Source organism: Dongshaea marina (genome assembly GCF_003072645.1).
In the GTDB taxonomy this organism is placed as follows: domain Bacteria; phylum Pseudomonadota; class Gammaproteobacteria; order Enterobacterales; family Aeromonadaceae; genus Dongshaea; species Dongshaea marina.
On record NZ_CP028897.1, the window covers coordinates 3,805,846 to 3,826,802 of the forward strand.

General features: G+C 52.3%; 13 protein-coding genes, 1 tRNA gene and 3 rRNA genes. 6 read left to right on the forward strand and 11 right to left on the reverse strand.

Going from position 1 to position 20,957, the window contains the following annotated elements; translation table 11 throughout:
* Window positions 1-584: 584 nt before the first annotated feature.
* From leuA to leuD, 4 genes are read left to right on the forward strand one after another with little or no spacing between them, the layout of a single operon-like run.
* The gene (gene leuA, locus DB847_RS17820) at window positions 585-2,150 is read left to right on the forward strand and encodes a 2-isopropylmalate synthase (RefSeq protein ID WP_108651920.1); all 1,566 of its coding nucleotides are present in this window, start codon (window positions 585-587) and stop codon (window positions 2,148-2,150) included.
* A complete protein-coding gene (leuB, locus tag DB847_RS17825) occupies window positions 2,147-3,241 on the forward strand; it encodes a 3-isopropylmalate dehydrogenase (protein WP_108651921.1) in 1,095 nt (364 codons plus the stop codon). The genes leuA and leuB overlap by 4 nt, the downstream gene beginning before the upstream one ends.
* Entirely contained in the window at window positions 3,232-4,641 is a 1,410-nt protein-coding gene (gene leuC / locus DB847_RS17830) for a 3-isopropylmalate dehydratase large subunit (RefSeq protein ID WP_108651922.1), read from the forward strand. The genes leuB and leuC overlap by 10 nt, the downstream gene beginning before the upstream one ends.
* Window positions 4,638-5,231, forward strand: a complete 594-nt coding sequence (leuD, locus tag DB847_RS17835) for a 3-isopropylmalate dehydratase small subunit (protein WP_108651923.1) — start codon at window positions 4,638-4,640, stop codon at window positions 5,229-5,231. The genes leuC and leuD overlap by 4 nt, the downstream gene beginning before the upstream one ends.
* 76 nt (window positions 5,232-5,307) lie before the next feature.
* On the opposite strand, the gene tsgA (DB847_RS17840) is transcribed toward leuD, so the two are convergent.
* The 7 genes from tsgA (DB847_RS17840) to gmhB all read right to left on the reverse strand — a co-directional run bounded on the left by tsgA (DB847_RS17840) (window position 5,308) and on the right by gmhB (window position 14,422).
* Entirely contained in the window at window positions 5,308-6,507 is a 1,200-nt protein-coding gene (gene tsgA / locus DB847_RS17840) for an MFS transporter TsgA (RefSeq protein ID WP_108651924.1), read from the reverse strand.
* A 401-nt stretch (window positions 6,508-6,908) separates the two neighbouring features.
* Window positions 6,909-8,105 carry an MFS transporter TsgA gene (gene tsgA, locus DB847_RS17845; protein ID WP_108651925.1) on the reverse strand — a complete coding sequence of 399 codons (1,197 nt, stop codon included), beginning with the start codon at window positions 8,103-8,105 and terminating at the stop codon, window positions 6,909-6,911.
* A gap of 461 nt (window positions 8,106-8,566) precedes the next feature.
* A 5S ribosomal RNA gene (gene rrf, locus DB847_RS17850) occupies window positions 8,567-8,681 on the reverse strand.
* 72 nt (window positions 8,682-8,753) lie between these two features.
* Window positions 8,754-11,645: ribosomal RNA gene (locus DB847_RS17855) — 23S ribosomal RNA — on the reverse strand.
* Between the two features lie 183 nt (window positions 11,646-11,828).
* Window positions 11,829-11,904: transfer RNA gene (locus DB847_RS17860), tRNA-Glu, on the reverse strand.
* Window positions 11,905-11,967: 63 nt separating this feature from the next.
* A 16S ribosomal RNA gene (locus DB847_RS17865) occupies window positions 11,968-13,507 on the reverse strand.
* The 16S, 23S and 5S rRNA genes sit together here with 1 tRNA gene alongside, the layout of an rRNA operon.
* A gap of 354 nt (window positions 13,508-13,861) precedes the next feature.
* Window positions 13,862-14,422 (reverse strand): D-glycero-beta-D-manno-heptose 1,7-bisphosphate 7-phosphatase, encoded by a 561-nt coding sequence (gene gmhB / locus DB847_RS17870; protein ID WP_108651926.1) that lies wholly within the window; start codon window positions 14,420-14,422, stop codon window positions 13,862-13,864.
* A 157-nt stretch (window positions 14,423-14,579) separates the two neighbouring features.
* Here gmhB and rfaH point away from each other — a divergent pair, with 157 nt between their 5' ends.
* Window positions 14,580-15,104 carry a transcription/translation regulatory transformer protein RfaH gene (gene rfaH, locus DB847_RS17875; protein WP_108653011.1) on the forward strand — a complete coding sequence of 175 codons (525 nt, stop codon included), beginning with the start codon at window positions 14,580-14,582 and terminating at the stop codon, window positions 15,102-15,104.
* Window positions 15,105-15,106: 2 nt separating this feature from the next.
* On the opposite strand, the gene DB847_RS17880 is transcribed toward rfaH, so the two are convergent.
* Window positions 15,107-15,685, reverse strand: a complete 579-nt coding sequence (locus DB847_RS17880; protein WP_108651927.1) for a UbiX family flavin prenyltransferase — start codon at window positions 15,683-15,685, stop codon at window positions 15,107-15,109.
* 106 nt (window positions 15,686-15,791) lie between these two features.
* On the opposite strand from DB847_RS17880, the gene DB847_RS17890 reads away from it, so the two are divergent.
* On the forward strand, window positions 15,792-16,280 hold the full coding sequence (locus tag DB847_RS17890) for a PNPOx family protein (protein ID WP_159084725.1): 489 nt from the start codon (window positions 15,792-15,794) through the stop codon (window positions 16,278-16,280).
* 11 nt (window positions 16,281-16,291) lie between these two features.
* Here the strand turns inward: DB847_RS17890 and DB847_RS17895 are convergent, their stop codons facing one another.
* The 3 genes from DB847_RS17895 to DB847_RS25745 form a co-directional block, all read right to left on the reverse strand.
* Window positions 16,292-19,885 carry an ATP-binding protein gene (locus tag DB847_RS17895; RefSeq protein ID WP_159084726.1) on the reverse strand — a complete coding sequence of 1,198 codons (3,594 nt, stop codon included), beginning with the start codon at window positions 19,883-19,885 and terminating at the stop codon, window positions 16,292-16,294.
* A gap of 107 nt (window positions 19,886-19,992) precedes the next feature.
* Window positions 19,993-20,205, reverse strand: coding sequence for a hypothetical protein (locus DB847_RS17900; protein ID WP_108651931.1), 213 nt, complete (start codon window positions 20,203-20,205; stop codon window positions 19,993-19,995).
* A gap of 13 nt (window positions 20,206-20,218) precedes the next feature.
* Window positions 20,219-20,956, reverse strand: coding sequence for a hypothetical protein (locus DB847_RS25745; RefSeq protein ID WP_234418425.1), 738 nt, complete (start codon window positions 20,954-20,956; stop codon window positions 20,219-20,221).
* Between the last annotated feature and the right edge of the window lies 1 nt (window position 20,957).

Here is a 20,957-nt window from a genome sequence, read left to right on the forward strand (position 1 = left end):
ATATTCTAATCTCAAACTGATGGATTCGAGTGATGCCACAGCTGTTTAAAGCTCATTTTATCCACTTCTGATCCCAGGGGGATGTAGGTGTTTTGTATACGTTTTATGACAGTCTGTGACGACATATATAAGACTTAACTTCACTTATTTGTTAGGACTAACCTTACGGCTGATTTCCATCAACTCAGGATCAAAAGGTCTTAACTATTCAGATCCCATACCTAAATAAAATTTCAGATAACTCATTAGTGAAGCCGGGACAAGATTTACTTTGAAATTCGACAAAGATCCAAATAAAAAACACTAACTGGCGAGTGGAGCAGACCATTATTCAAAGGCCGTTTATGTATCCTCACATCCAGAGATTGACAGGCAGAGGCTAAATATCTGATAGTAAATATGTCTTGTTATCTCAGAGCTTTATAAACCATGTTTAATACTATTTCACTCCTAGCACTCCTACTTATCGCGGCCATCGCGCGGAGTGTCTGTAGCTGAGTGAAATAGCCAAAGCAAGAGACCAAACCCGCGCTAAGACGCGGGTTTTTTTATGCCCGCACATAGCAGCCAATAAGGAGTGGAGCATGTCCGAACGGGTCATCATTTTTGATACCAGCTTAAGAGATGGAGAGCAGGCTTTGGCCGCCAGCCTCTCGGTCAGAGAGAAACTGCAGATCGCCAGGGGGCTGGAGCGACTGGGTGTGGATGTGATGGAGGTTGGCTTTCCGGTCTCCTCTCCCGGGGACTTTGAATCGGTACAAACCATCGCCCGGGAGATCAAAAATAGCCGGGTCTGTGCCCTGTCCCGTGCTCTGCCCCATGATATCGATGTTGCCGCACAGGCGCTGAGCCCGGCCGAGCAGTTTCGCATTCATACCTTTATCTCCACCAGTACCATCCATGTTGAAAGCAAATTGCGCCGCAGCTTTGAAGATGTATTGGAGATGGGTGTCAAAGCGGTTAAACATGCCCGTCGCTATACCGATGATGTGGAATTCTCCTGTGAAGATGCGGGCCGTACCCCCATCGATCAGCTGTGCCGCATGGTAGAGGCGGCGATTGATGCCGGGGCCACCACGGTCAATATTCCGGATACCGTGGGCTATACCCTGACGGATGAGTTTTCAGCCATCATCTCCAGCCTGTTTAACCGGGTCCCCAATATCGATCGCAGTATCATCTCGGTGCACTGCCATAACGATCTGGGGATGTCGGTTGCCAACTCTATCGCCGCCGTGACCCAGGGAGCGAGGCAGATCGAGTGTACCATCAATGGCATTGGTGAACGGGCCGGTAACTGCTCTTTGGAAGAGGCCGCGATGATCATCCATACCCGCTCCAAGCGGCTGGGTGTTCATACCGGGATCAACCATCAGGAGATCGCCCGGACCAGCAAACTGGTCAGCCAGCTGTGTAACATGCCGGTACAGCCCAACAAGGCGATCGTCGGTGCCAATGCCTTCTCCCACAGCTCGGGGATCCACCAGGATGGCATGCTCAAGTCGCAAAACACCTATGAGATCATGACCCCTGAATCCATTGGCCTGACCCGGGAGAAACTCAACCTCACCTCCCGCTCCGGCCGCCATGTGATCAAAGATCGGATGCAGCAGCTGGGGTACTCAGAGACCGATTATGATCTGGACAAGCTTTACCAGGCCTTCCTGGATCTGGCCGACAAGAAGGGTCAGGTGTTTGATTACGACCTCGAAGCCCTATTGTTCTTCAACAACCTTGCCGATGAGCCTCAGCACTATCAGATCCAACAGTTGGGGGTTCAGTCAGGCAGCGAAATCGCCACCGCAACCGTCAAAATGCAGCTGGGCCAGCAAGAGATCACTGAAGCGGCAACCGGTAATGGCCCGGTCGATGCTATCTATCAGTGTATCACCCGGATCACAGGTTATGAGCTCACCATAGAGAAGTACAGCATCACCAGCCAGGGTGAAGGCCGGGATGCCCTCGGACAGGTGGATATCGAAGCCCGTTGGGGAAGTCAGGTCTTTCATGGAATGGGCCTTGCCACCGATATCATCCAGGCATCGGCCGATGCCCTGGTTCATGTCATCAATAGCATCTACTACGCAGAGCAGATCAACCAGAAAAAACAAAACACCAGCCAACCCACCATGGAGGAGCAAGTCTCATGAGTCAAAGTTATCGTATCGCCCTGTTACCCGGAGATGGGATCGGCCCCGAGGTGATGGAGCAGGCCCTGGGGGTGCTGGATGCCATTGAGCAAAAATTTGGCTTTAAGCTTGAGTGCCAACAGTATGCGGTCGGTGGTGCAGCGATCGATCAACACGGAACTCCCCTGCCACAGGAAACAATTGCCGGATGTGAAGCCGCCGATGCGATCCTGTTTGGATCGGTGGGTGGCCCCAAGTGGCAGCACCTGCCCCCAGAGGAGCAGCCGGAGCGTGGAGCCCTGCTGCCTCTTCGCAAACACTTTGAGCTCTTCTGTAACCTACGCCCAGCCCGGATCTATTCAGGTTTAGAGAGCTTCTCCCCGTTGAGGGCCGATATCTCAGGCACAGGTTTTGACATGTTGGTGGTCCGAGAGCTCACCGGCGGGATCTATTTTGCCGAGCCCAAGGGGCGCGATGGTGATCAGGCCTTTGATACCGAGCGCTACTACCGCTATGAGATAGAACGCATCGCCCATGTCGCCTTTGGGGCGGCGCAAAAACGTCGCGGCAAGGTGACATCGGTCGATAAGGCAAACGTGTTGGCCTCCTCAATCCTATGGCGGGAAGTCGTCTGCGATATCGCCACTCAATACCCGGATGTGACCCTTGAGCATATTTATATCGATAACGCTACCATGCAGCTCATCCGTGAGCCCTCCCAGTTTGATGTGCTGCTCTGCTCCAATATTTTTGGGGACATCATCTCCGATGAGGCGGCCATGATCACCGGCTCCATGGGAATGCTTCCCTCTGCCAGTCTTAACCAGCAGGGCTTTGGTCTCTATGAGCCCGCCGGGGGCTCTGCTCCCGATATCGCGGGCCAGGGGATCGCCAACCCGGTTGCACAGATCCTCTCTGCGGCCATGATGCTGCGCCATAGCCTGGATCAACAGGGTGCAGCCAGATGCATCGAGCAGGCCGTCAGCCAAACCCTGAGTCAGGGCTATCGCAGCGCCGATCTTCAATCTGCAGATAGTAACACTAGTCCCCTGAGTACCCGGCAGATGGGCGATCAAATCATCAAGGCGATTAAGGAGTCATCATGGGCATAACCCTGTACGAGAAAATCTATAATCAGCACCTGGTCCATGCCGAGCCGGGAGAAACCCCGCTGCTGTATATCGATCGCCACCTGTTGCATGAAGTGACATCACCTCAGGCATTCGATGGACTCAGGGCCCATAACCGCCCACTGCGTCGTCCCGACCGGACCTGGGCCACCATGGATCACAACACCTCGACTCAAAGCCCGGAGCTTAGTGCCTGCTCTAAGACCGCGCAGCACCAGCTCAGGGCCCTGGCGATTAACTGTAAGGAGTTCAAGGTTCCGCTATACGGACTGGGGCATCCCAACCAGGGAATCGTGCATGTAATAGGTCCCGAGTTAGGGCTCACTCTGCCCGGGAGCACCATAGTTTGCGGCGACTCCCATACCGCAACCCACGGCGCCTTTGGAGCCCTAGCATTTGGCATAGGCACTTCAGAGGTCGAGCACGTGATGGCCTCTCAAACACTCAAGCAGGCCAGAGCCAAAACCATGCAGATTGTGGTCAGCGGACAGCGCACTGAGCATTTTTCAGCCAAGGATATTATTTTGGCGATTGCCGCTCGTGTCGGACATGCGGGAGCCACCGGCCATGTCATCGAGTTTTGTGGCCCTGTTATTGAAGATCTCTCTATTGAGGGTCGAATGACTCTGTGCAACATGGCAATTGAGCTCGGCGCCAAAGCGGGCCTTATCGCGCCTGATCAAACCACTTTTGAATATCTCAAAGGGCGCGAATTTGCTCCTGCGGGTGAGCAGTGGCAGCAGGCCGTTGAACAGTGGAAAGCCCTTTACTCGGATCCCGATGCCCGGTTTGACTGCTCAGTGACGATAGATATCAGTGGGTGTGCGCCCCAGCTCACCTGGGGAACCAACCCAGGTCAGGTGATAGGTGTCAACGAGCCGGTTCCTCACCCTGAGAGCTTTAAAAATGAGACCGAGCGGCGTAGTGCCGAAAAAGCCCTCGATTATATGGGGCTCAAGCCAGGTCAGCGCCCATCAGAGCTCAAGCTGGACGCCGTTTTTATCGGATCATGTACCAACAGCCGCATTGAGGATCTGCGCGCTGCCGCCAACATCGCCCGAGGCCAACAGGTTGCCCAGGGGATGAGAGCCCTGGTGGTTCCGGGCTCGCAAAAGGTCAGGGCCCAGGCCGAAGCCGAAGGGCTGGATCAGATCTTTAGGGATGCAGGCTTTGAGTGGCGCCTGCCTGGCTGCTCCATGTGTCTTGCTATGAATGATGATCGCCTTGAAGCGGGCCAGCGCTGCGCCTCAACCAGTAACCGCAACTTTGAGGGACGCCAGGGACGTGGTGCAAGGACCCATCTGGTCAGCCCGGCAATGGCCGCCGCCGCAGCCATCCGCGGTCATTTTGTTGATACCCGAACTTTCAAGGAACATGCATGAGAGCTTTTACCCAACACCGGGGGATTGCAGCCCCACTGAATATCGCCAATATAGATACAGATCAGCTGATCCCGAAACAGTTTTTACAGAAAACCACCCGCAGTGGCTTTGGCCAACACCTGTTTCACGACTGGCGTTTTGAAGATGATGCAGGGGAGCAGGAAAACCCGAATTTTATCCTCAATCAGGGAGAGTACCGTAATGCCAGTATCCTCCTGGCTGGTGAAAACTTTGGCTGTGGCTCAAGCCGTGAACACGCGCCATGGGCCCTGAGCGATTATGGGTTTCGCGCCATCATAGCCCCAAGCTTTGCCGACATTTTCTATGGCAATGCCATCAACAATGGCCTGCTGCCGATCCGCCTTGCTGAGGATACGGTCAGTCAGTTGATGGACAGAGCAAGTCAGGGAGAGAGCATAGAAATCTGTCTTGAGCAGTGCCGGGTCGAAAGCCGCGATGAGCAATACTCTTTTGAGATCGACAGCTTCCATCGCCACCGCCTGCTGCATGGACTGGATAGTATCGGGATGACCCTGGAGCATGCTGGTAAGATTGAAGACTATGAAAAAGAGCAACCAGCCTGGCTCTGATCCAGCAGTCCATTAATAATCTGGAGAAAAAAAGGGGACCCATGGGTCCCCTAAATCAATCTTGAATATGTCGCTATTAATGAGCCGCGGCAGCTCCCGCCTTGGCGTTCACCTTGTGCTTGGTGCAAAAGCCCAATACCACACAGGCGATGAAGACCACACCATATAGAGCATCTGCAGTGACTAGTGCCGCATGAGCGCCTGCAGCCTCAACAATCGGGCTGGAAACCACAAACGTCAGCATGGTACCAACGGTACCGCAGGTTAGAACAAAGTTAACCAGCTTAGGCGATGCCACCTTGGTCTGCTGAGAACCCAGGGTGATCAATGTGGTGTAGATAGCGCTGGATACAAAACCCAGAGCGATGATCCAGTAACCCAGGTGGGCCACAACGGTGGCAGTGTTGAACATATACATGAATGCGGAGGCTAGCAGAGCCAGAACCAGTACCAGTTTATGCATATCCACAAAGCGCAGAACCAGGGTCAGTACCCACATGCCGATCATGTAAGACATCCAGAAACGGCCGACCATGATCCCTGACTCCTCAACACTCATGTGGAAGGTGTTCTGTACATACTGAGGAACCCAGGAGATGAAGACCAGCTGACCCAGGATGTAGCACAGGGCCGCAATCGCCAGCACATAAACCCCCATACCCCATTTTTCAGAGCTGGTATTCTGAGCTTTGCCCTTGGCTGCTTTTTTGCTGAGTTCAGGGAACTCAGAGATCTGAGTCAGGATGAAGATCGCAACATAGATGAGGCCAATCACCGCATAGACCCAATACCATGCGAGGTGCTTGCCCAACATGTAGCCCGCGATCACCGGCAGGATCATGCTGGCCATGCTGAAGAAGGAGTCGGTAAACAGCAGGCGCGAACCACGCTGACGGCCATCATACAGGCGAGTGATCAGGAAGGTACCGATCGACATGGTGATCCCGCCCATTACACCAAGTACAAACATGCACAGGGAGAACAGGGTCAGGCTATGGGTCATCATCAGGCCAATAACCATCAGGATCATCAGTACAAAACCGAAGTTCAACTGACGCTTAAGAGGAACAATCTCCATCAACCAGGCGTTGAGAAAGATAGCAATCAACATTCCCGCATTAAGAAAAGTAAAGGTATTACTCATATGAGAAACAGGAATGCCAAAGAAGTTGGCAACCGGCTCCATCACAATGCCTGTTACGGCAACCAGTGCCCCCACTAACCCATAAGAAAGAAAGCTGATCCAGGTCAGCTGAATTCGATTCCGATCATTCATTTAGACACCCGTAGAGTTAAATAAAGTAGATTTATTGCACCGAGAGTTGCCATTTGGCTATTTCCATGGCCAAGGCTGTTTTAATTCCAGGACTCTTTATTATGATTGGAGCTTAATTACTCCTAGTGATCCGGGAAGCGGGAGATTCTACTGGAAGGGCACGTGACAGAATGTGATAGACATCGCAGTTTGATTAAAAAAACGGAGTAATTCTACAATCGAGGTCACATATTTATAGTTACTGTCGTTTCTCTGTTCAGTAAATTAGGGTTAATCGTAATAAAGGGCTCAATCGAAGCCTCTCCTTTACTCTCCCTGGTATTGAAGTGCCAGGCTTTAAAGCCCGCTAGCCAGGATAAAAAAGGGGCCATTCAGGCCCCTTCGAAGGTGAGTTAATATGCTTACTGAGCCGCAGCTAACTCACGGGCATTTTGTTTATGCTTACTACAAAAACCGACCGCCACACAGATCACAAACACTGCGGCGTACAGGCCATTGGCGACCACAAGAGCCGAGTGTGGGCCAAACATCTTCACCACAGGGCTGGAAACCACAAAGGTCAACATACAGCCCACGGTACCACAGGTCAGGATCCCGTTAATCAGCTTAGGAGACGCAGTCTTGATCTGCTGAGATGCCAGGGTGATGAGTGAGGTATAGATGGCACTGGATACAAAGCCCAGGGCAAAGATGAGATACCCCAAATGCCCGGCCTGAGCCGTGTGGTTAAACATAAACATGAAGACGACAGAGAGCAGGGACAGGCCGACCAGCAGCTTGTGCAGATCTGTATAGCGCAGCACCAGGCTGAAGATCCACATGCCGATCATGTAAGACATCCAGAAGCGCCCCACAACGGTTCCGGCTTGCTCAACACTCAGCTTAAAGGTCTGCTCCACGTACTGAGGCACCCAGGAGATAAACACCAGCTGTCCGAGGATATAGAACATGGCTGCTAAGCCAAGAATATAGACCGCCAGATTCCACTTTTCTTTGTGAGCTGGCTGCTCGCCCTTCGCCGCAGCCTTGTTACCAAGCTCAGGGAAATCAGAGGGGATAGTCAGCAGGAAGATGGCCACAAAGAACAGGCCGATCACGGCATAGACCCAGTACCAGGGGATATGCTTGCCCAGCATGAAGCCGGTCACCACTGGCAGGATCATGCTCGCCATGCTGAAGAAAGAGTCTGTAAACAGCATCTGGGCACCACGCTTGGTCCCATCATAGAGGCAGGTAATCAGGGTCGCCGCAACTGAAGTCGCAATCCCCGCCAGTATCCCGAGGATAAACATGCAGGCCGAGAACATCACCAGGCTGTGACTGAACATCAGTCCCAGCACACACAGCACCATGAGCACAAAGCTAAATACCAGCTGGCGCTTAATGGAGATGAGCTCCATCAACCAGGCATTGAAAATTAGGGCGATCAAGATCCCGACATTCAAAAAGGTAAAGGTATTGCTCATGCTTGACAGGGGAATATCAAAAAACTGGGCAACAGGGGCCATAACCATACCGGTTACAGCAACGGTTGCTCCCGTCAGAGCAAAACAGAGATAACTAATCCAGGTAAGGCGAATTTTATTCAGATTGTTCATGTACACACTCGTAGTGTTAAATAAAAACATGACGATAACGTCACGGCGCCAGAGCTAAGTAACAAATCAACCTCATAGGGATACGATAAAAGCTGACCTCTCAATAAAGAGGTCAGCTTTATCTATTCTATTTTGTTTTATTTATTACTTTTTAACACTTAATTAGGACGCAGGGCGCAAGCATTAGATACTAACTCCCATTCACATCCTGGTGGGCAAACATATCACTATGTAAGCTCGACAATCCCTGGCAGGTACGAGCTAATTAAGGGTAAACCTAAAATTTGTTATTAAAGAGTCGTTTTAACTCTTATCTTTAATAACAAATCTTGAATGTTGGTTATTTATATAAATGTCTTAATTTTATAGTTCGCAGATTACAAAAAACCCCGGCTCAATTGAACCGGGGTTTTTCTAACTTTTTGCCTTCAGATTTTTCTAAATCTGAAAACGAAATACAAGCCTGGCGATGACCTACTCTCACATGGGAACCCCCACACTACCATCGGCGCTACGGCGTTTCACTTCTGAGTTCGGAATGGGATCAGGTGGGGCCACCGCGCTATGGTCGCCAGACAAAAAACATTAAATCCAGAAAGTGATTAATTCGTTCTCAAGACACACAAGCGTCTCTCACTTGGGTGTTGTATGGTTAAGCCTCTCGGGTCATTAGTACAGGTTAGCTCAACGCCTCACAACGCTTACACACCCTGCCTATCAACGTCCTAGTCTCGGACGGCCCTTCAGAAGACTTATAGTCTTAGGGATGACTCATCTTGAGGCCTGCTTCCCGCTTAGATGCTTTCAGCGGTTATCAGTTCCACACGTAGCTACCGGGCAATGCCACTGGCGTGACAACCCGAACACCAGAGGTGTGTTCACTCCGGTCCTCTCGTACTAGGAGCAACTCCTCTCAATCATCCAACGCCCACGGCAGATAGGGACCGAACTGTCTCACGACGTTCTGAACCCAGCTCGCGTACCACTTTAAATGGCGAACAGCCATACCCTTGGGACCTGCTCCAGCCCCAGGATGTGATGAGCCGACATCGAGGTGCCAAACACCGCCGTCGATATGAACTCTTGGGCGGTATCAGCCTGTTATCCCCGGAGTACCTTTTATCCGTTGAGCGATGGCCCTTCCATTCAGAACCACCGGATCACTATGACCTACTTTCGTACCTGCTCGACGTGTCTGTCTCGCAGTTAAGCGGGCTTATGCCATTGCACTAACCGTACGATGTCCGACCGTACTTAGCCCACCTTCGTGCTCCTCCGTTACTCTTTGGGAGGAGACCGCCCCAGTCAAACTACCCACCAGACACTGTCCCTAATCCAGATAATGGACCGAGGTTAGAACATCAAACATGCAAGGGTGGTATTTCAAGGATGGCTCCACGATAACTGGCGTTACCGCTTCGAAGCCTCCCACCTATCCTGCACATGCAGGCTCAATGTTCAGTGCCAAGCTGTAGTAAAGGTTCACGGGGTCTTTCCGTCTAGCCGCGGGTACACTGCATCTTCACAGCGATTTCAATTTCACTGAGTCTCGGGTGGAGACAGCGTGGCCATGGTTACACCATTCGTGCAGGTCGGAACTTACCCGACAAGGAATTTCGCTACCTTAGGACCGTTATAGTTACGGCCGCCGTTTACCGGGGCTTCGATCAACCGCTTCTCCCGAGGGATAACGACATCAATTAACCTTCCGGCACCGGGCAGGTGTCACACCGTATACGTCCTCTTTCGAGTTTGCACAGTGCTGTGTTTTTGATAAACAGTCCCAGCCACCTGGTCACTGCGACCACCGACAGCTCCATCCGCAAGGGACTTCACCATCAGCGGCGTACCTTCTCCCGAAGTTACGGTACTATTTTGCCTAGTTCCTTCACCCGAGTTCTCTCAAGCGCCTTGGTATTCTCTACCCGACCACCTGTGTCGGTTTGGGGTACGATTCTCTGTAATCTGAAGCTTAGAAGCTTTTCCCGGAAGCAGGGTATCAATGGCTTCCATCCCGTAGGATGTTCGTCTCGTGTCTCAGCCTAATGAGCGTCCGGATTTACCTAAACACTCAGCCTACGCACTTTCACCAGGACAACCAACGCCTGGCCCACCTAACCTTCTCCGTCCCTCCATCGCAATTACAGCGAGTACAGGAATATTAACCTGTTTCCCATCGACTACGCCTTTCGGCCTCGCCTTAGGGGTCGACTCACCCTGCCCCGATTAACGTTGGACAGGAACCCTTGGTCTTTCGGCGTGGAGGTTTTTCACCCCCATTATCGTTACTCATGTCAGCATTCGCACTTCTGATACCTCCAGCAGACTTCTCAATCCACCTTCACAGGCTTACAGAACGCTCCCCTACCCAGCATAACTAGTATGCTGCCGCAGCTTCGGTGTATCACTTAGCCCCGTTACATCTTCCGCGCAGGCCGACTCGACCAGTGAGCTATTACGCTTTCTTTAAATGATGGCTGCTTCTAAGCCAACATCCTGGCTGTCTGGGCCTTCCCACATCGTTTCCCACTTAGTGATAACTTTGGGACCTTAGCTGGCGGTCTGGGTTGTTTCCCTCTCCACAACGAACGTTAGCACCCGCTGTGTGTCTCCCGGATAGTACTTATTGGTATTCGGAGTTTGCATCGGGTTGGTAAGTCGGGATGACCCCCTAGCCGAAACAGTGCTCTACCCCCAATAGTATTCGTCCGAGGCGCTACCTAAATAGCTTTCGGGGAGAACCAGCTATCTCCCGGTTTGATTGGCCTTTCACCCCCAGCCACAGGTCATCCCCTAACTTTGCAACGTTAGTGGGTTCGGTCCTCCAGTTGATGTTACTCAACCTTCAACCTGCCCATGGCTAGATCACCGGGTTTCGGGTCTACTCCCAGCGACTATTCGCCCAGTTAAGACTCGGTTTCCCTACGGCTCCCCTATTCGGTTAACCTCGCCACTGAAAGTAACTCGCTGACCCATTATACAAAAGGTACGCAGTCACACCCCGAAGGATGCTCCCACTGCTTGTACGTACACGGTTTCAGGTTCTATTTCACTCCCCTCACAGGGGTTCTTTTCGCCTTTCCCTCACGGTACTGGTTCACTATCGGTCAATCAGGAGTATTTAGCCTTGGAGGATGGTCCCCCCATGTTCAGTCAAGATACCACGTGTCCCGACCTACTCGATTTCATTCAATATTCGCTTACGTGTACGGGGCTATCACCCTCTATCGCCGGACTTTCCAGACCGTTCCACTTGCTCATATCAAACTTAAGGGCTAATCCCCGTTCGCTCGCCGCTACTTAGGGAATCTCGGTTGATTTCTTTTCCTCCGGGTACTTAGATGTTTCAGTTCCCCGGGTTCGCCTCTACATGCCTATGTATTCAGCATGAGATACTCACTAAAGTGAGTGGGTTTCCCCATTCGGACATGGTTGGCTATAACGCTTCTTACCAGCTCACCAACCCTTTTCGCAGGTTAGCACGTCCTTCATCGCCTCTGATTGCCAAGGCATCCACCGTGTACGCTTAGTCACTTAACCATACAACCCCAAATGAACTCAGGGTCATAAAGCAACTAATGTATTAGTTGTTTTCCGCCTCAAGTTTCCAAGACACTTGTTATGTCTAAAGAACTTTGAATTTAATCAGCTTTCCAGATTTTTAAAGAGCTATGGTCATAAAAAACCACTTTGGAAATACACTTAACAAATGCATTTTCAAAGTGGCGTCCCCTAGGGGATTCGAACCCCTGTTACCGCCGTGAAAGGGCGGTGTCCTAGGCCTCTAGACGAAGGGGACACAAGTCTCTTAAATTTCGAACAGTACAATCTGTGTGGACACTAGCATGATAAAGCGTATAGGTAAGGAGGTGATCCAACCCCAGGTTCCCCTAGGGTTACCTTGTTACGACTTCACCCCAGTCATGAATCACAAAGTGGTAAGCGCCCTCCCGAAGGTTAAGCTACCTACTTCTTTTGCAACCCACTCCCATGGTGTGACGGGCGGTGTGTACAAGGCCCGGGAACGTATTCACCGTGACATTCTGATTCACGATTACTAGCGATTCCGACTTCATGGAGTCGAGTTGCAGACTCCAATCCGGACTACGACGGACTTTATGGGATTCGCTTACCCTCGCGAGTTCGCTGCCCTTTGTATCCGCCATTGTAGCACGTGTGTAGCCCACCCCGTAAGGGCCATGATGACTTGACGTCGTCCCCACCTTCCTCCGGTTTATCACCGGCAGTCTCCACAGAGTCCCCAACTTAATGATGGTAACTGTGAACAAGGGTTGCGCTCGTTGCGGGACTTAACCCAACATCTCACGACACGAGCTGACGACAGCCATGCAGCACCTGTATCTGAGTTCCCGAAGGCACTAATCCATCTCTGGAAAATTCTCAGTATGTCAAGGGGTGGTAAGGTTCTTCGCGTTGCATCGAATTAAACCACATGCTCCACCGCTTGTGCGGGCCCCCGTCAATTCATTTGAGTTTTAACCTTGCGGCCGTACTCCCCAGGCGGTCAACTTAACGCGTTAGCTCCGAAACCCACAACTTATAGTCACAAGCTTCAAGTTGACATCGTTTACAGCGTGGACTACCAGGGTATCTAATCCTGTTTGCTCCCCACGCTTTCGCATCTGAGTGTCAGTCTCTGACCAGGGGGCCGCCTTCGCCACTGGTATTCCTTCCGATCTCTACGCATTTCACCGCTACACCGGAAATTCTACCCCCCTCTCCAGGACTCTAGTCTGCCAGTTCCAAATGCTATTCCGGGGTTGAGCCCCGGGCTTTCACATCTGGCTTAACAAACCACCTGCATGCGCTTTACGCCCAGTAATTCCGATTAACGCTTGCACCCTCCGTATTACCGCGGCTGCTGGCACGGAGTTAGCCGGTGCTTCTTCTGCGAGTAACGTCACAGATGCGTAGTATTAATACGCACCCTTTCCTCCTCGCTGAAAGTGCTTTACAACCCGAAGGCCTTCTTCACACACGCGGCATGGCTGCATCAGGGTTTCCCCCATTGTGCAATATTCCCCACTGCTGCCTCCCGTAGGAGTCTGGGCCGTGTCTCAGTCCCAGTGTGGCTGATCATCCTCTCAAACCAGCTAGAGATCGTCGCCTTGGTGAGCCCTTACCTCACCAACTAGCTAATCTCACATAGACTCATCCAATCGCAAGAGGCCCGAAGGTCCCCTCTTTCCCCCGAAGGGCTTATGCGGTATTAGCCACCGTTTCCAGTGGTTATCCCCCTCAACTGGGCAGATTTCTATGCATTACTCACCCGTCCGCCGCTCGACGCCGAAGTAGCAAGCTACTTCTCGTTTCCGCTCGACTTGCATGTGTTAGGCCTGCCGCCAGCGTTCAATCTGAGCCATGATCAAACTCTTCAATTTAAATCATTGCTCTCTTTAATCACTGAATTAACTTATATAGTCACTCAACAATATAAAGAGATAAAATATGTTTTATCGCTTTAACTCATTGCGAGTGCCCACACAGATTGCCTGTTCTAATTTTTAAAGAGCGTTGCTTCTTCTCGAAGCAGGACGAGCATTCTACCCGTTCCGAATTTTGAGTCAAGCCGTTTGTTTCAACTTTTTGACCTCGTCGCCAGTGCGCTTGGCGCTGCCTGACAACGGAAGCGAATTATAGAGATCTCCCGCCGTCATGCAAGGCTTTTTTGTGAAAAAGATCGGGTTATTTCACTTTCCGCTCAAAAGCGCCATGAAATCACATTTTTGAAAGCCTCAACCCTGTGACGGAAGCGACTTTGCAAATGCCATCAGATCCGTATAGACCTCGTCTGCCTTGGCTATGCCACTCTCTGTGAGTGGTTTTCCGGTTTTTACCAGCACCTTGTGGCCAAAGCCAGCATTTATAGCAGCATCCAGATCGCTCTCCTTATCCCCCACCAAATAGCAGGATGCCGGATCCAGCTTAAGCTCTTTCAGCCCCTCGAGCAGCATCCCGGGCGCAGGCTTTCGACACTGACATGCCTGAAGATACTCGCCCTTTCCCTCGGTCGGGTGATGGGGGCAGTAGTAGATCCCATCCAGATCCACTCCCCGGTCCGCCAGGGACCAGTCCATCCACTCCGTCAGGGTCAGAAACTGATCTTCGGTATAGTAGCCGCGCGCAATCCCGGATTGATTGGTCACAACCACCAGCTGATAGCCCTTTTTCTTGAGGAGCTGCATCGCCTCGATCGCCCCCTCCAGGAAATGAAAGTCATCCACCTCGGCGACATACCCTGTGTCCCGGTTAATCACTCCGTCACGATCCAGAAAAACTGCAGCACCAGATGCCATACTTCAACCTTACTCTTAAATTTATGACCCGCGAAGCGGGATGAATTAGCCGCGATTGCACCGCTTAATCCTGTGAATGTCAATCTTTTAAAGACCCGAGGGATTCGCTACCATGAACAGATTGTCCATATTTATGACCCGATGGCATCAAACTCATATGCTTAACCCACAATACCAAGGCAAGCAGTGGTATCTGGCCTACTGCAAACCCAAAGAGGAACAACGCGCAAAGATCCACCTGGATAATCAGGGGATAGAGAGTTACTACCCTTCGGTGGTTGTCGAAAAAATGCGCAGGGGTAAGCGGGTCTCGGTGGAAGAGCCGCTGTTTCCCGGCTATCTGTTTGTTCAGGCCGATCTGGAGCAGATCAGCCCGGTCACTCTCTCTTCGACCCGGGGGATCAGTAAGTTCATCGGCTCAGGACGTAATCACTGGTATGTGATCCCACAGGCCCTGATCATTAACATGATCCGCCATGAAGACAGTGATGAGGCGCGTGAACTGCTGAATCAACAACCCAAACCGGGCCAAAAAGTTGAGATCACCGAGGGACCGTTCCAGGGCATAGATGCCATCTACCTGGAAGCCGATGGGGAAACCCGCTCTATGCTGTTTATCAATATGCTGGAGAAACAGACCCCGGTATCGGTCGATAACCAGTCTCTGAGCTTTAAGAGCTGAGCTCAGCTCGAAGCTCCGCCATCCCAGCGCCGGCTCAAAGAGTCGGCTTCAATCCCCATCAGATCCAACACCCGCAGCAGCAGGTGATCCACTAACTCCTCGATTGAACTCGGGTGGTGATAAAAGCCGGGAGCCGCCGGCATTACAATTCCCCCGGCATCGGTCACCTGCTGCATCAGCCTCAAATGCCCCGAATGAAGTGGAGTCTCTCTCAACAGTAGCAATAATCTACGCCGTTCCTTGAGAGTGACATCGGCGGCCCGGCTAATGAGATTATCATTGTTACAGCAAGCAACGGCCGACAGGGTTCGTATCGAGCAGGGAGTGATCACCATACCCATGGTTTTAAAGGAGCCCGATGCGATCGCTGCTCCCACATCCTGGCAGGGATAATAGACATCTGCCAGCGCGATCACCTGGGATTCGCTAAGCCCCATCTCCTCCTGCAGGGTTCTGCAGGCTCCCGGACTCACCACCAGATGAGTCTCGATCTCAGACTGCGATTGTAAAAACTGCAGTAACCGAACTCCGTAGATGGCACCACTACTACCCGTTATCGCGATGACTAACCGTTGCTTCATCTAAGGCTCACTTATCGATTTGGCATATCTCAATTATGGCGCTCAAGTTTACATGACAGGATAAATTGAGCCACAATCGATGATTATTTTTTGCCGGTAACCTCATGTGACACCATCCGTTTCCCAGCAGATCCTGGACTTTATCGATAACCATCACCAGTTGGTGCTTGCCATCGTCGACCAGGATGGCCCATGGAGCATCCCGCTCTTCTACGTTCGCCATCAGGATAGACTCGGGTTTCTCTCCTCTCCAAGGAGTCGCCATGGCAGACTTGAATTGCCAACTCAGGTTGCCTTTAGCATTGCCAGCGATCATCAGGAATGGAAAACGATCCGGGGCCTCCAGGGAGCAGGAGAGCTCATCCGGTTACAAGGAGAGGAGCAGCAGCTGATGCTGAGCCGTTATCGCCAGGATTTTGCCTTTCTCAATAAGCCCACCGAGCTCCTGGCCCGGGCCCTTGAGCGTACCCGCTGCTATGGGATCCGCATCCAGCACCTCAGTTGGACGGACAACCGCTATGGATTTGGCAAACGTCGGGAGTTTAACCTTGCCGACGATCCTGAGCTCAACGCCCTGCTGCAACGGGCTCGATAAGGGCTGCTGACTCAAACAGATAAATTTTGGGCGATCTCTGTCAACCTTTGGTTAAAGCGTTGATGGAGCACTTCCAGCCTGCTGAGACTTTGAGTTACCGCCAGCTTATGGCGGCTCTTACCCTGCTCCTCCAACTCACGGGCATGTTTTACCAAAGGGGTAAAACCACTCATCTGGGCAGCCCCCTTATAACGATGGGCTGCCTCGGCAAGCTCGGGCCAGTGCTCAGTCTCCAGGGCTTGCTGCATCTGCCGGAGATCCGCCTCACTACAACTTAAGTACTCCTCTATCATCTCCCTGAGCATGGACTCATCCCCAAAGAGCTCAAGGAGCCGCTGCTTCTCGGGAAGCGTTTCATCGTCCTTTTCATCCGGCTCACAACAGGAGCCTGTTTCCTCATTTTTCCGAAAAGAGCCGTTGACACCCAGACTCGTTAGTTTCTGTGCGAGCAGCTCGGCGCTGAAAGGACGGGTTACCAGCTCATCCATTCCCGCCTCAAGACATTGCTGACGTAACTGCTCAGTCGCATCGGCGCTCATCCCAAGGATCGGCTTTCGGCATTCACCCCCTTCAAGCTCCCGTATCGCGCGGGTTAGAGTAAAGCCATCCATCTCAGGCATTCTGCAATCGGTCAGTAGCAGGGAATAACTGTTTTTCTGCCAAAGCTCCAGGGCCTGGGAGCCATTTTCGGCACAATCACAACTCATGGAGAGACTCTCAAGTTGACGTTTCACCAGAGTTCGATTGAGAGGGTGATCATCCACCACCAGAATGTGTCCGGACAGTTTGGGCAAAGATGAGGATTTCTGTTCACCATCAAGCTGAGCCTGCAGATTATCAAGTTCATGAAACAGCAGATCCGGGTAGAGAGGATGATTATCCAGCTGACGAATGCGCGGCTGATTTGGTAAGGCTGCAACCATAGGTTTTTCCGTCAATACCAACAGCGCCAGTTTAGTCCGCTGGTTGAGGCGATGAAGCCACTGCCCTTCACTGTTATTTTCCAGCCAGTGGGAGGTGACGACAAAGATCCCCTGCTCCGGAAGCCGGTCCGTCAGGCTTGCGTTCGCTCCCCAGTGTTCAAGCTCAGGTAGCATAGAGCTCAGGGATGACAAGAGCGACAGCCTCATCCCCTTGAGCGGTTGCTTCATCTGGGCACAGGGATTGAGAGGAAGGGAGAGTTCAGCCAAGGTTCCCTTACCAGGGGTGCTGTGCAGGACGAGCTCTCCCCCCATCTGCTCCACCAGCTGTTTACTGATGGAAAGTCCAAGCCCGGTGCCCCCATAACGGCGGGAAATGCTGTTTTCTGCCTGCTCGAATGGGCTGAATAACTGCTTGAGCCTCTGGGAATCAATACCTATCCCAGTATCACGAATTTGAAAGCTCACCCCCAGCTCTTGTGGCTGAAGGTAACAACTGACCGCGCCCGACTCGGTAAACTTGATCGCATTATGCAGCAGGTTTGACAGGATCTGGCCCAACCGAAGGGGATCGACCCGATAACAGGAGGCGATCTCTCCCTGCCAACTAAAGTCAAATTCAAGCCCCTTTCGGTGAGCCGCTGCCGCATGGTTTCGCAACACACCACCTATGGTTTTCCAGAGGCTGATATCCTGTACTTCGAGCTGCAACTGGCCCGCTTTGAGCTTTGAAAAGTCCAGAATATCATTGACCAGATAGAGCAGGGTGTTTGCAGATTCATCCAGGTGAGAGATGAGCTGCGCCTGAGTATGGGACAGTGGAAGTAGCTGCAACTGCTCCACCAGGCCAATCAAGCCACTGATGGGAGTCCTCAACTCATGGCTCATGGTTGCTAAAAAGCGGCTGCGCGCCTCCACCGCAGATTCTGCGCTCAGTTTAGCCTCTATCAGGGCCTGCTCCTGCTCTTTGAGATCTGAGATATCAAAGGCTGCACCATACCAGCTAACCGAATCTTCAGGGCCTATGTGTGGCAAGGCCATTACTCGGATCCAGCGCGGGGCCCTGGCTCTACGCACTCTAAATTTTAGCTCCAGGGGCTTGGGCTCCACACTCTTAAAAGCCTCCTCTAGTTTTGCTCGTACCAGGGCCTGATCCCGCAGATCCACAAGCTCGGTTAAAGGCTCTAACGAATGAAGGAGTTCAGATGCCTTGATCCCGAAAAGAGATTCTATTCCCTTGCTGACAAAGATAAGTAGCGGAGCATCCCCTTTGATATCAACCTGGAACACCACTCCGGGAATACTGTCCGTCAGGTGTTGTAAACGCGCCTTGGCTTCATGGGCCTGACTTTCTGCCTGCTTTCGCTGCCATACTTGTCGGCGCAACGTCAGATTCCATATCCAGAAAAACACAGCCGCTCCAGTAAACAGGGCTATCGCAGCCACCCCGTAGCGCACCACCTGTTGTGGGTTAAGCCCCTCAACCACATCCAGGGTTAACCAACGATTCTTAAGATATGCCTTCTCTTCAGAGCTGAGCTCACCCAGAGCCTTATTGAGAATGCTCTGCAACATCGGCAGATCGGCGCGAATCGCGATCTGCAGTGGCACCTCTAATCTCGGGCTTCCATAAACCACCACCAGCTTACCGGCATAGCCCCCCTGCAAAGCACGCCCTACCAATGCCTGAGCCGCCAGGCCATACTCCGCATCCCCCTGCTCCACCGCCTGCAGGACCGACTGCTCATTGGCCACCTTTATCCAGCGGATCCCCAGCACCTGGGCCAACCATTGCGGATATTGGTACCCCCGGACGATAGCGATCCGCTTCCCCGACAGCTCAGAGAGCCGAGTGATCCAACCGGAGCCCATCTTACCGACCAATAGCCAACCCATGCTGTAATAGGGATGAGAAAGACGGGCAATCTTGCCCCACTGAGCTGTCGCCACCGGGGCTATATCCACCATGCCCGACTTCAGGGCTTGTTCCGAATCTTTGAGGGTGTTCATCGGCATCTGCTCAAACCGAAGTCCGGTCTTAGTCGATAGCAGGGCCAGCAGATCGGCTGCATAACCGACAAATTTACCGTTACTGTCTGTGTAGGACATGGGGGGCCAGTAGCTTGGACGTGCGACCCGGATCAAAGGATGCTTGCTGAGCCATTGCCTCTCCGCCGGGGTCAGGAGGGTATCGAACTGACGCTCTGAGTCCTGCTCGGATACATCGGCAACACTCCAGGCAGCCATCTTCAGTTTTTCAGCCGGAGATAACCAGGCGATCCCCTTATCCAGTAGTTGCTGCAACTGTGACTCGCTGGCCGCAGTTACAAAATAAAGCCTTTCAGAGGGCAGAGAATTGGAGTGAAAGATCCTGAGCTTGGGCGAACTAAAGTGCCGGCGAGCCTTCTCAGCAGCCAGCAGATCCATCACAGCACCATTGGCATGACCATATTCGATATTGAACAGGGCCTCATCCAGAGAGTCGACGCTCCTGAGCTGGCGAACTCCCATCGCCGCAAGTCGCTCACAGCTTGAGCTCCCCTCAAGGCACACCAGGTCTAGCTGCTGCAAGGCTGACTGCGGCTGCAGCCGCCCCAATCCAGCCCGATATAAAATCACATTCGGCATCTCTATCAGGGCATGAGTCTGGAGGACGACTCCGGGCTGGATCTGAGACTGATGCACCAGCAAGGTATCCAGAGCCCCCTGATGCAATGCCAGATAGGCACGCGCCTGGGAGGAGAAAAACCTAAACTGAAACCTGACATCCAGGGAACGCTCAAGAAAGCGAGTCAGATCGTTATACAGAGGGGGGTTTGTGCCTGACTCTGCTGAGGAAGACTCCAGGCCGGACCTATCACTCCTACCTTGATCTCCCGCTGGTGCTCTTTGAGCCAGCTCTGTTCGCTGGCATTCACCCCCGAAATCGCGAAAGCCTTAAACACAGTCAAAAGGAGCACACAACTCAAAACGGCCAGCCAGCTCAGGCGAGCTCTTTGCCTCATTCTCTCCTCCTCGCTAGATAGCGGCAAGCTGCTGATATTCATCCAATACAAAGGGGTCTGTCATGCCACTGATAAAATCGATCACCAATCGAACCCGGTAATACCACTCCTGCTCCCTGGTACAGAGAAAACCGCAACAAGATGAAGCGATGGCGCGACGATAGCAAGCAAGATAACGCGCCGGCAGACGATGAAACAGCCTTTCAACTAAAAAGGGTGATCCACAACCCGGTTGATTCAATAGCTGAGAAAACTCTTCGGCGGACAACTCTAACAGCGGGCGGTAGATCTCAAGCAGCCCCTTCATCGCCGTATAACCACGCAACTCCAGAGTCTCGACCTCCCGATGACAAAACAGGTGTTGCTGAGCCACCCGCTTACATACTCCAAGCACCTGAGCCGGCCCACAAGGAGCACTGAGTAATGGCTGGTTATAGTCTCCGGCAAAGACCGCCGGATGATGTTTAAGGTAGAGAACTGCACTCTGCTGACAGAGATCTTCCCATAGGCGTTCACGAAACCTTTGAAAAAAGTCGCTTTCGGAGGGAGCATGATGCAGTAAACGCTGACACAGCTCAGGAAGATACTCGCCCTCACAACTTTGATGCCACTCCTCTTCCAGCAGCTGAGCCAGCTCCTTAAGGCTCAGGATCCCTTTATCCACCCCATCTTCGAGATCGGCGATGCAATACGCAATATCATCGGCCGCTTCTACGATATAGTTCAGGGCAAAGCGCCTCGCGGGAGTCATC